Origin of the sequence: Bacteroides sp. 3_1_23 (genome assembly GCF_000162555.1) — a bacterium.
GTDB lineage: Bacteria > Bacteroidota > Bacteroidia > Bacteroidales > Bacteroidaceae > Bacteroides > Bacteroides ovatus.
This window is the reverse complement of record NZ_GG774955.1, coordinates 544,414-556,532: the sequence shown is the minus strand read 5'-3', so window position 1 is coordinate 556,532 and position 12,119 is coordinate 544,414. Positions and strand designations below refer to the sequence as shown.

Below are 12,119 nucleotides of genomic sequence, written 5' to 3'. Positions count from 1 at the left end.
CATTTGTATATGGTTTTTACAAAAAAGATCATTCCAAACGCAACGATTTAATAAAATCGGTAATAGATTTACAAGAAACATTCATTTTCTTTTTCAATCTACTACGGCGTATTCGAAAAGAACTTCCTAGAATATGGAATAACTCTGAAATCTGCGCATTACTAAAATCAATACGTAACAAAAGAATGACATGTATATCATCTTCTGAAAGTACAGGGTAATAATGTCTCAACTTATAGATAAAACCATCTTGATGAAAATTTACCCAGAGTTCTAATTTATTCCAATTGCAATCGCTTATTGCGGATAAAGATGTAACATAGATTTGTACATCATAGGCAGTCTTCCACTCTTCTTCATCCATAGTTATTTTATCTATTACAACTATATCCTATTTCACCAATTCACCATTGATATAAAGGTTCTTGAAAGTTACATCTTTCGCCCCTTTAATATCATTTGCTCCTTTGGCTACATTATTAAAATGAGAATCCTCTACACTGATGTTATATACATGTTTATCATCCTCCAATCCGATAATAAGCACACCTAATTTACTCTTCTCACAAGTCACATTTTTCAAATGCACATTACGAACAATCGGGTCAAAACCTCTCTTACATTTTTCCCGATTCTCATATTGCAAGTTGATGCGCAGCACTGCTTCACGACATTGTCCTACCGTTACATTACGAACAAATACATTTTCTATAAGTCCTCCGCGACAAGTGCTCGTCTTAATACGAATGACACGATCCAGATTCGGGCTATCCATCCGGCAGTCTTCTACAAACAAATTACGGTAACCACCGGAAATCTCACTGCCGATCACTACTCCTCCATGTCCATTCCTCATCATGCAACCACGTACGATAATGTTCTCACTGGGAATATTCCATTTACGTCCGTCTTCATTACGTCCTGATTTAATGGCAATACAATCATCACCCGTGTCAAATGTACAATTCTCTATCAACACATTCTTACAAGATTCAGGATCACATCCGTCTCCGTTAGGTCCACGATTGAAAACAGTCACTCCGCTAACAATCAAGCTCTCGCAGAAAAGAGGATGAATCACCCAAAAAGGAGAATTTAACAAAGTAACACCTTCAATCAAGATGGTGTGGCAGGAATGTAAGTTCAATAGCTGTGGACGCATGCCATCTTCCGGCTTCATCAGACGCTTGTAAACAGGAGTAGATGTTTCACCATACATCAACAGACGTTCACGACCTCCATTGCGTTGAGCCACCATACCTTCTTTCCAACCATACTTTACGGCTCCACACATCGGCCACCAAGTTTCCATGCTACCTTGTCCGTCAATAATACCTTTTCCTGTTATGGCAATATTGCTTTCACCATAAGCATAAATCAAGGGGTGAGCGTTATAGCAATCAATTCCTTCCCAACGGGTTAAAACTGCAGGAAAATAAAGGCTTTGATCTGTAGAGAATTTCAAAACAGCTCCCTCTTCGAGATGGAAATTCACATTGCTCTTTAGAGTAATAGGTCCGGTATAAAAAGTACCTTTAGGAACAATTACTGTGCCACCTCCTGACAGACTGCACTGTAAAATAGCCTGATTAATGGCTTCATGGCAAGGATTAGCCTCATCATCCGTTTTTGCTCCAAAATCAGTTATAAGAAATGTTCGTTTCGGAAAAGAGGTCCGTTTAATCTGTTTTTCGATACGGGCGCTTTCTTTAAATGCTTTATCAAAATCAACAGTATTCGCAGATGTTACCTCTGCCACAAAAAGCAACATCAGTAGTAAATTAATAGTTCTTCTCATCATAATTCTTATCCTTTTATTAATATGTTATTTTTATTTTATTGCAATGTAACTCCCATCAAACCGATAACAACATCGTTTGAAAGTGTTTCCAACGTCAGATGACTTAACTCTTTGGAAGGATTCAGAGGCATGTCCAAAAGTACACCTGCTCCTCCCTCGATGGAACGTCCATAAACACCCTTTATGCCTAAGTCCTTTCCCAAATCATTGCTAACCAAACCCGTCTTAAAATGAATGCGATAAGGACGGGGAGAAACAACGGTGAATGCCTGACCATCCACATAGAAATCCTGCTCAATAGGACACCAGTTATCCGGATTCACTAATTCCAATACATCAGAAGTTCCATCTGTATAGTATACACGAACAATACCATTAGCAATGCGACACTGCATGTGGTTGGTACTGCCTACCATCATTAAATAGGCATGAGAAGCCCGACCGGAAAGCGGAATACTTAAACTGTCGGGATAATTATCCCACAACGAAGTAAAAGCAATATTGCTTCCTTGAGCCAATGTTCGGAACGGCACACCCAGTTTGGTAGTCAGCATCTCATCACGTACCAAGGCACGCAAACCTGCATCATCAATATCAGCAGTTAATTTCGGATGACACCACTCGCCAATGCCCTGAACAGGAAGTTGCAAAGTGGTATAAGGCGAACGGGGTGTCAGATACTCATTCCGGAAAATATCTGTCACATTCGCATTGAACAAAGAATCCATATTCATCACCCGGCACTCTGACGTATTCACCTGTGAGAAAGGAAGAATGACCGGTGATTTTTCCGATCTTGTAATCTGTACGTTTACAGGCTGCCACCATTCCATCTGTCCTTGTTTCGTGCGAACAAAGAATGTATGATGCCCCAAATGATCATTGACCTTACTTCTTATAGATGTATCACTAACATTCGGTTGTATCAGCACTCCCTGCGGATCATATATTTCACCGAATACCGCCCCTAAAATGGATGGAATACGGATCTCCGCTAAAGCCTCCGCCTGTATTTCAGGCAGAACCGGATTCAGTCTGTTTCCTTCCCACACAATTTCGACAATTGCTTTTTTGGCAGAAGAAGCAGGAATAACAACCACCGGATAACCGGAAGCAGCTTCCGCAAAGCTCCAGTCAACTTCTTTCCCATTTACTTTCACTGAATGAATCCTTTCTCTTCCGACATTCACTTGTAATGTCAAAGCCAAAGGTGCCTTAAAACGTTGCTCTATCCGGTAAATATCTGTATCATTCTCCCTGACAAAGTGATAGGTTATGTCAGGCAAAGAAATAGAAGCTTTTGACCATCCTGCAGGAAATCCCGGACGAATCACCATCTTCCCGTTCAATACATCGGGTAAAATGCCATACAACCCCTGTACCAGTAATCGGGAAGCTACCCCTATCGGATCTCCAAAGTCACGATAACACTCTCCACGGGCAGCATCATAAAAGCTGACTTGCCCCAAATTGCCGGGACTGTTACCTAAGTACATACCATCCAGAAATGAACTTTTCATCAATCGATATGCTTCCTCCGGACGTCCTGCCTGGAAATAGGCCAAAGCTGTATGCATCACCTCTGCGAAAGCCACATTATTGATACTCCAGGAATAAGGTAACCAATTGGTAGTGGCAATCGTTGCATACCCCTCTTCCAGTCCATCGGCATACACGGGGATATGTGGTATTTCCGTATCAACATACCGTGTAGCCTGATAAGCTTGAAAAGGATCGGCAACGTCGCTATCGAGTGCATGGTATATAGTCCATAATCCCGGACTTTCGTGAAGCCGGCGATGTCCCATAAAATCCTGATATTCCGCCCAACAACCTTTGCCCTGCATCCAAAGACGCTTATTCATCGCTTTCAATATTTGCTCGGCTTCGTTCTGATAAGGTGAAGGGTCTTCGCCTATCAAAGAAGCAAGAAAAGCTGCCATTTTATTGGCACGGTAGTTATAAGCCGACGAATGGGTGACTGCGCCACTGTTGTAGTAAAGCGCATCACTTGCCCAAATACAAGCGTATGCATCATATAAACCATCATTGTCCGGATCATAATTTAATTTTTCCCAAGCTAGATGGCGGGTAATCATAGGCCACATTTTGCGGACATACGCAGTATCTCCCGTCCAGTTGAAGTGCCATAACAATTCATCCATGTAACAAAGATTCATGTCATAGTGGTGCATCTGGTTGTTACGTTCAGGATTCCGGCAAATATACCCATTACTATATTGAGGAGTTCCCCAACGTTTTTCCGAACGCGCCAGATTCATTGTAGAATCCTGTGCCGGATGAGGTATTGTATTCGGGACATCAGTCACCTGACTGGCTGCATAAGCATCAAAATGAGTCCGTGCCCGGTCATGCCAACCTAAGGCATCACCAGTATATCCGGCTCTCCACCCACTTAACGGCATACGCCAGCCAATAGCACCGTGCAACCAAACCTGTCCGTCCCAAATTCCATCGGCAGCTGCGACCAATGCACCACCCAACGTGTTCAAATAAGGGTCCGGCGTTTCTATCTTCAAATGAGAAGCCAACGCCAAAGAGGCTGCCTCCGCTTGTTGATAGAGTTTACGGACATTATAGCCTTCGGGAACCTCCCCACGTACCAAGTATACTTCTTTCTGCAAAGCAAGTTCACCTGTGACAAGGTCAGTCGCTTCGGCAGGAAGTTCGAAGCAATCAGCCGGATCTACCCCCATATCTCCATTACGACTCAAACGTTTTCCGGTAGCTCCCCCATGTTGCCAACGAAGTATAGCTCCTTTAGGCATATTCGAAGGAGAAAAACGCCAAATAGCTCCATCCATATCGGCTAATGCCAATACTGAAATACGCAGTTCTCCTTTTCCCCAAGACGGGTCTGTCAAATAATAGGTACGTTTTCCAGCCGAATAACGGGATTCACAATACCCGGTGCGATCAAGCGCCAATTCTGTTCCGTCACGAAGAATGACTTTGAAACTTATATTTCCTCCGCGTCCGTTATTATAAAAAGCAAAAACCGGTCGGTCACTTGTTTCTACACGAAAAGGACTGTGACTACCGTACAAAGCACGGGTATACCGATTCTTACCATTGACACAAACAAACTCATCACCATCGGGACAATATTGCAACGTCCTTTTTGTACCTCGCAGATGTTCATTCAAGGAGATGGATTCTTTAAAGTCACCGATCTGCTTTGCCTCTCTTTGAGCATTTAATGGTATCACCGACAACATCAAGAGGCAACAAACAGTCAGCTTTCCTTTTAAAATAAGATTCAGATGAAAATAACTCATATTTTTTTGTGTTTGATTATGGTAATGGCTTCAATCCTTCCCAACGGACATTCCAAGTTCCATCTTTCGGAAATCCCGGATTAGTCTCCGTACATCCGTCCCAACCGGCACACATCATCGCAATAGCAGTCAGCAAGCCGCCATTACCCGGTAAATAAATACGTAAACGACCGTCCTGATAATTATGACCATTCGGCAAGTATGTGTTTGTGCGTTTATCCATCAGTAAAGCTCCGACGGCCTTTTCCGGTTCACCCAAACGGGCAGCATTCATAGCCGTCATCGGATAATCCCATCCCCAGGTTTTACCCCAATTCCAGTTATCCCAGATCCAGTGCAATGTATTTTTCATATAATCTTCCCGGATAAGTTTATTCATCGGAAGTATACCAACTGCACCTAATACAGCCATGTGGTCGGAAGTATAACGAATGTCTTTATAGGTATCTGTAGCTGTTTCGGCAGCCAGATAAAGCCCTTCTTTATTAGATGCCAAAGGAGAAAGTTTGTCGATCATTTCATCCCATTCCAGACTACGTTGCTGTCCCATACGCTCACGCCATTGTTGGGCGGTCTGCATGGCAAAATGCCAGTAAGAAAGTTCGAAAGGAGGATTAACTGTTTCTGCAGCACGCAACGTTTCTTGTGCAGGAATGGCACCTTTCAATACGTAACGTCCTTCCAGTTCATCGTATGTAGCAAAAGAGTACATAAATTCTGCAGTCTCCTGTACCAAACGATTATATTTCTCCAATACTTCTTTAGTCGGATCAGCACGATAAAGTAATTCTGCCAAATAAATTAAATGAGGTTGTTGCCAAATCAGAAAACTTCCTACTTTGGAAGGGGCTTCTGTTCCTGAAGGATCGGTCATTTTCATCCAGCGAACACCATCAAACCCTTGTCTTTGGGCTATTTGACGCGCTATCGGTTCAGCCTTTTCATACCAACCTAATGTACGGTCAAGTAAGTTGCTACGATTCCAAAGAGCAAATTGAGCTTCGTGCCACCAGATCATTTCAAGATGAAATTTGCCAAACCACGAATTATAGGTAAGCCCCGTCTCTTGCGGAGGAGTAGTACCTGCACTCTGAATAGCAAGCAAATATTGGCTAAGTATCACACGCCGTTCCAGTTCTTTGGCCCGTGGGTCTGTACATGCCGAAAAGTCAACAGCTGCGCCTTCCTTCCAAAACGAGTTCCAATAGTTTTTTGCTTCTTCTTGAGTTTGTGCTACAGTAACAGGCTGCGTTGAAGGAGCTGTACTAGTAAAAGCACATGTAAAAGCTAAATGATCGTCCATCGGAGTCAGGACAAAATAATGTTTTGCTTTCTCATTGAAAGTAGCCTTCCCTTCCCAATACAAAATTACGAAATACTCTGTGCTATCTAAAGTATGTTTCAAAACTGCGGAAGATTCATTTTGAGTAACAATAGTCGTTGTATGTTTATCAACGGCTTCCCAATTACATGCATCATCACAATGAGCGCCCGTAGGATACGGAAAGCGAAAACAAATCCCGGTATGCGCCTTAGAGGTAATATTTGCAGCAATCATATCATTAGAAGGATGACAGACTGTCTCCACTTGATAATCTTCACCGTTTAATTTAAACCGACTTTCGATTTTTCCATCCCACAAGCAAAGTTTCTGATGAACGTCAGTTACCTGTCCAATATCCGTACCTTCTTCCACGTCAAAGCCGACAATTCCTAAATGAAGACGATGCGGATTGACACGAAACCAATTAGCGGCATCCTGTTGTCTGCCTTCTTCTTTGAATTGAGTAGCGTAAAGTTCTTTCTTTCCCCTGCCAAAATCGTATTCTTTCAGGGTTTCTTCCGGAGTAAGCCGGTCCGGATTGGCGAAGCTATGCCAGCCCCACTGGCTCTGCGTTCCCAATGGAACTCCTTTTTTATAATTGTCCGGAAACGTCTGTAATCCGGTTATGTCTACCGTATAAGCAAATTCTCCATTTCCTACAGAAAGTGAAGCTAATGAATCGAATGCCGTCACAACAGGACTATTCCTTTCTACTAATGCCTCGCGGTCAATTATCGGCTGATTTCCATCTCCGCAAGCTGTCCAAATAAAAAGTGCTGCAATAGATACTGCGAATGTTTTCATTTTTCTTTATTATTGTTATTTACAAAAGTATTTATTTTTGAAACAAATGACGCGGATTCTCATTCAAAAACCCGCGTCACTCCACCCTAATAATCCAAACCAAAGGATGATTTGAGGATCTTTATTTTAAATTCCAATGAACGAAATAACCTGCTTTTCCACCAACTTCTGCATTAATCTTAGCACGAATAGCTTCCGGATCAGCATATTTCGGACAAACACGATCAGCTATAATACTTGGATCATTGTAGCGACGTGCCATACGAATCATAGTAGGATAAATCTTTCCTTCTGCCGGAAACTCAAGCATCATTTCATCAAGAATCGCTTCATCATTAGCTCTAGCATCTCCACGTGTAAACTCACGATTACCTAAGTTAAACGCCCCACGAATACCCAGGTCCGGATAACGACGAGTACCTAACGTACTAGCTCCGGTCCAGTCATCTGTAAAACCATCCCATGTCACTCCACCATTCGGAAAACTTCCATTCACTCCCTGATTAATCAATGCCGATGCTTCCGTTACACGTCCCAAATTATTGAGAGCCTCCGCCAACATGAAATACAGCTCACTGCCACGATAAATATAAATATGCACATCATCTTGATAAGCATAGGTACGCGCTGTGCTATTTGACGGACGATACTTTTGGATAACATAATTACCACTTTTATCTTTCGCAAAATAATAAGTAGAACGCTTATCCGAAGTAGCACCTCCAAGCGGATTAAAATCCGGATCAGTATAACGATCCATTCCTACCTGTGACGGAGCCAACAGATACTCATTGGGTGATTCTGTCCCAAAATGTTTCAACAAACTATTAGTTTGGTTTCCTTGATAATTATAGATAATAGCAGAAACAGTCTCTTGTGGTTGAGGATTAGTATTATCCCAAATCTTACTATATGTACCTGTCAACTTCACATTATGCATATACTGTGTTGCATCATTCACCGTACTGGCAAACTTTGCATTCATTGTATTCAAAATAACATTCACTGTTTTCTGGTAGTCACCATGCCACAAACATAACTCTCCATATAATGCAAAGAATTCTGGTGTCATATAGTCCCAATAACGATATGTACTTTCTGCTGTTTCCGTATCAGGATCGAGCCATTCTTTCCATGACATTGTATTCGTGCCATCTATTCCATCAAACCCTTTAGTTAATAAATCAAGGCAGCCTTCCACTATCTCATCCAAATTTTTCACAGGAAAGTCATTCAAATCTTTCATCTCACGAATCGGTTCATTAAACCAGACAGCCTCTCCATAAATCTTACCTAATGTAAGATATATCCACGCTTTCACACGAAGTGTACAACTAACCAAAGCTTTATAATGATCCAGATTAATAGCTGCCGGATTTTCTGTTTTATAATCATACAACTTTGACAAGTAGTCATTGCATGCTATAATTACATCGTAATAAGCAGCCGGATCGGCATACGAATTTCCTGTCAGGTCTGTATCATAATTATAGATACTATACAACTCACTAGGAGCGTTCTTAGTTGGTTCCAGCAATTCACCACGTGTATCTGTCAAATAGATCACTTTGTCTCCAATGGCTTGTACTTTGGTCATAATACCTATATACCCCGAATACATCTCACTTTCTTCGGTGATGTATCCGTCATGATCTAATACATTCTTCGTCTCGACATTGAAGAAATCGTTGCATGCGCCTAAGAAGAATGTCATACTTAGTAACACATATTTCAATATATTCTTTTTCATCATCCTTAAAAGTTCAAATTAACACCAAATTTAATTGATTTAGGCTGCATCATTTTCGCATAGTCAAATCCTTGCATAGCATCACTATAAGAATAAGAGAATTCAGGATCCAACCCTAAATATTTTGTAGCTGTCAACAGATTCTCACCTGTTACATACAATGTACCGGAACGGAAGAAATTCAAGAATTTCTTATCAAAACTATAACTAAATGTAACATTCTTCATACGCAAGAAAGAAGCATCTTCTATCCAACGGTCCGAAAAGTCATTGTTACCCATCGGGTCGTTCCATTGAGCACGAGGAATATTAGTTTGTTGTCCTTCCAACGACCAGCGGTTTACAACTGCCGCACTTTGATTGCCAAAAGTAGAAAGTGATTCCAAACTACGTCTCACACCATTATAAGCCTGATTCCCTTTTGAATAAGAGAATTCTGCAGACAATGCAAAAGATTTATAACTGATTCGTGTAAAAAAGCCACCGAAATACTTCGGTGCGGCACTGCCTAAAGAGACACGATCTTTACTATCGATACGCCCATCACCGTTCTGATCTACAAAATGGATGTCTCCTGCCTGATAAGCCTGTCCTTTTTGATTGACCAGATTAGCAGCATCTGCTTCAGCCTGTGTAGAGAATACCCCAAGCGTCTGATAACCATAGAACTGATAAGGAGACTCTCCTACACGGGAAACCAACTGCGCACCATCACTATAGCTATTAATCAATTGTGATGTGTTTCCTAATGACTCCACCTCCGATTCATTGCGGGCAATATTACCACCTATAATCCATTCGAAATCACGTGTACGAACCAAAGAAGCTTGCACTGCCAGTTCTACACCTCTATTTTTTATTTCTCCACAATTTGCATAATAGTTTAGAGAACCAAGTGCCGATGTATGAGGTACTGCAAAAATGACATCTTTGGACAGATTATTATAATAATCCAATGTCACTTCCAAACGGTTACGCAACAGACTCATATCCAATCCTAGATTGAATTGTATGTTCTTCTCCGGTTTCAAAGTGGTGTTTGATATATTGGCACGAACAATACCGGAAGTAGTCATATAAGGTAAACTTGTATAATAATATTTTCCAAGATTGGAAGAGAAACGGCTGTTACCGGACAAACCATATTCCGCACTCAAGTTTAAGCGATTTACTAATGTAGAGTTAGTCAATGGCAACCAACCTTTTCCGAGCAAAGTCACACCACCGGAAGGATATATATAAAAGTGGTTTCCATAAGTACCGGCAGAGGACGCACCATCAGCCGCCACATTCAAAGAAGCTGCTACCATATCACGATAGGTATAATCAGCATGAGCATAAAAATTCGCCCAGTTCCATTTTTCCTGATAACCGTAAAAGTAGCGTCCGATTGTTTTTGTATCTCCCAATGTTTGATAAAAATCATTCGGAGTGTTACGGCCTGCACCACCTTCATACTTATTTTGAGTAATCAACATTTGAGCACCAGCAAGAATATTCAAATGGTGGATACCTTGAAAAAGTCTCTGATAACGTACATTACCATTTGCGAAAATGTTCAAAGTTTCACCTACACCTTCCTTCACGGTATTTTCTGCATTACCATACTGATCGACAATCGGCAAAATACTCTTATCTGATAGTCCGGGAATAAATAGGTGTTCTTTATTATAATTATAAAACATTCCAAATGTACCATTGAACGATAATCCATTGAAAGGCTTGTAAACCAATCCAAGTCTGAAATTTACATCATACTGTCGGTTACGACCATCAAGTGTATTGACGATAGCTAAAGGATTACTGACTGCAAAATCCATATTCGTTGAATTGCCATAGTAATAAGTAGAGTAAGTATCCAAAATATTACCATCATTATCTTTCTTATAAGGACTTAACAACGGAGCACGTGAATAAGCTGCTAAGATCGGATTGCTAACATTATCCATTCCCTGTTGCTGATAATTGCCTGTCAGATAAGCTAAACCGACCGTTGCTGTCATCTCCACCCATTTACTAATCAAAACATTTGTATTCAATTGTGTATGGTAACGCTGGCTTTTAGTGTAATCCATCAGTCCATTTTCCATCGCATATCCTAATGAAAGGTCATATTTGGCAATAGCATCACCACCTTCTACACGAAACAGGTTGTCTGTTACAAAACCATTTTTATAAATTTCATCTTGCCAATCTGTGGTATTGTTATACAAGTAATTGTATTTACTATTGGGATCACTCAAAAAAGGAAATTCCGAGAAAAATCCTTCCATATTACCGAAATAAGTCATACCAATATCCGAAAGGTAAGATTTGTAATCATTACCTGTAAGTAATGGCATACGTTTATTATTCCAATTCACCCCATACTGCCCATAAAAGCTGACCCGCGTATCCAAATTATCGGAAGTTGCACCATCTGTTTCAATTAGAATAACACCATTCGACCCCATCGAACCATACATAGAAGCCTCCGCTCCTTTTAGTACAGTGATATTTTGAATATCTTGAATATTATATGCCTGAAATATATCTCTCGAAAATCCATTTATCAATTGTGATTCACGAGAATCAGGTAAATAGGGTACACCGTTAATTACCACAAGCGGAGCATTTGAACCTACAAAAGAACGAATACCACGCAAGTTCATATAACTTCCTTCACCTGGCATACCACCTGCACGGGTGGTCTTCAAGCCTGCTACCTGTCCTGCCAAAGCCCGATCTATCTTCATACTTCCCTGCGTGAAATCTTTTTTATTGATATTCACCGCAGAAGTCAGTTCCGGACGGGAACTTTCGATTCTCATAGGTAATACAGCCGATTCATTATATTTATATGTGCTCTCCGGCATCATCAGAATAACCACTTGTGAATTATCATCTACCAAGCGAGTTTCCGGATAATAACCAGCTGCCCACACTGAAATTTGAGTCGTATTCTCTTTCAACTCCATTTTGAAAGTTCCGTCAACTCCGGTTTTCGCATCTTTACTTCCTACAGCCGAAATGATAGCCCCTTCAATCGGTTTATTCAGCGGTGAAAGTATTTTACCGCTAATTTTACGTCCTTGCGCATATACACTGGCAACCGACAGTAATAACAGCAAAGTTGTAAATATGATTTTTATTGTCTTCATA

At 41.0% G+C, this 12,119-nt stretch carries 6 protein-coding genes; all 6 read right to left on the bottom strand.

Annotated elements, in window-relative coordinates; genetic code table 11:
• Positions 1 to 28 precede the first annotated feature (28 nt).
• The 6 genes from HMPREF9010_RS04755 to HMPREF9010_RS04780 all read right to left on the bottom strand — a co-directional run bounded on the left by HMPREF9010_RS04755 (position 29) and on the right by HMPREF9010_RS04780 (position 12,118).
• The gene (locus HMPREF9010_RS04755) at positions 29 to 364 is read right to left on the bottom strand and encodes a hypothetical protein (protein WP_008650812.1); all 336 of its coding nucleotides are present in this window, start codon (positions 362 to 364) and stop codon (positions 29 to 31) included.
• 27 nt (positions 365 to 391) lie between these two features.
• Positions 392 to 1,801, bottom strand: a complete 1,410-nt coding sequence (locus tag HMPREF9010_RS04760) for a glycoside hydrolase family 28 protein (RefSeq protein WP_004320928.1) — start codon at positions 1,799 to 1,801, stop codon at positions 392 to 394.
• A 35-nt stretch (positions 1,802 to 1,836) separates the two neighbouring features.
• Entirely contained in the window at positions 1,837 to 5,100 is a 3,264-nt protein-coding gene (locus tag HMPREF9010_RS04765; protein WP_008650809.1) for a DUF4450 domain-containing protein, read from the bottom strand.
• A gap of 16 nt (positions 5,101 to 5,116) precedes the next feature.
• Positions 5,117 to 7,228 (bottom strand): hypothetical protein, encoded by a 2,112-nt coding sequence (locus tag HMPREF9010_RS04770; protein WP_004320930.1) that lies wholly within the window; start codon positions 7,226 to 7,228, stop codon positions 5,117 to 5,119.
• Between the two features lie 121 nt (positions 7,229 to 7,349).
• Positions 7,350 to 8,981, bottom strand: coding sequence for a RagB/SusD family nutrient uptake outer membrane protein (locus tag HMPREF9010_RS04775; protein WP_004320931.1), 1,632 nt, complete (start codon positions 8,979 to 8,981; stop codon positions 7,350 to 7,352).
• Positions 8,982 to 8,983: 2 nt separating this feature from the next.
• A complete protein-coding gene (locus HMPREF9010_RS04780) occupies positions 8,984 to 12,118 on the bottom strand; it encodes a SusC/RagA family TonB-linked outer membrane protein (protein ID WP_008650803.1) in 3,135 nt (1,044 codons plus the stop codon).
• Between the last annotated feature and the right edge of the window lies 1 nt (position 12,119).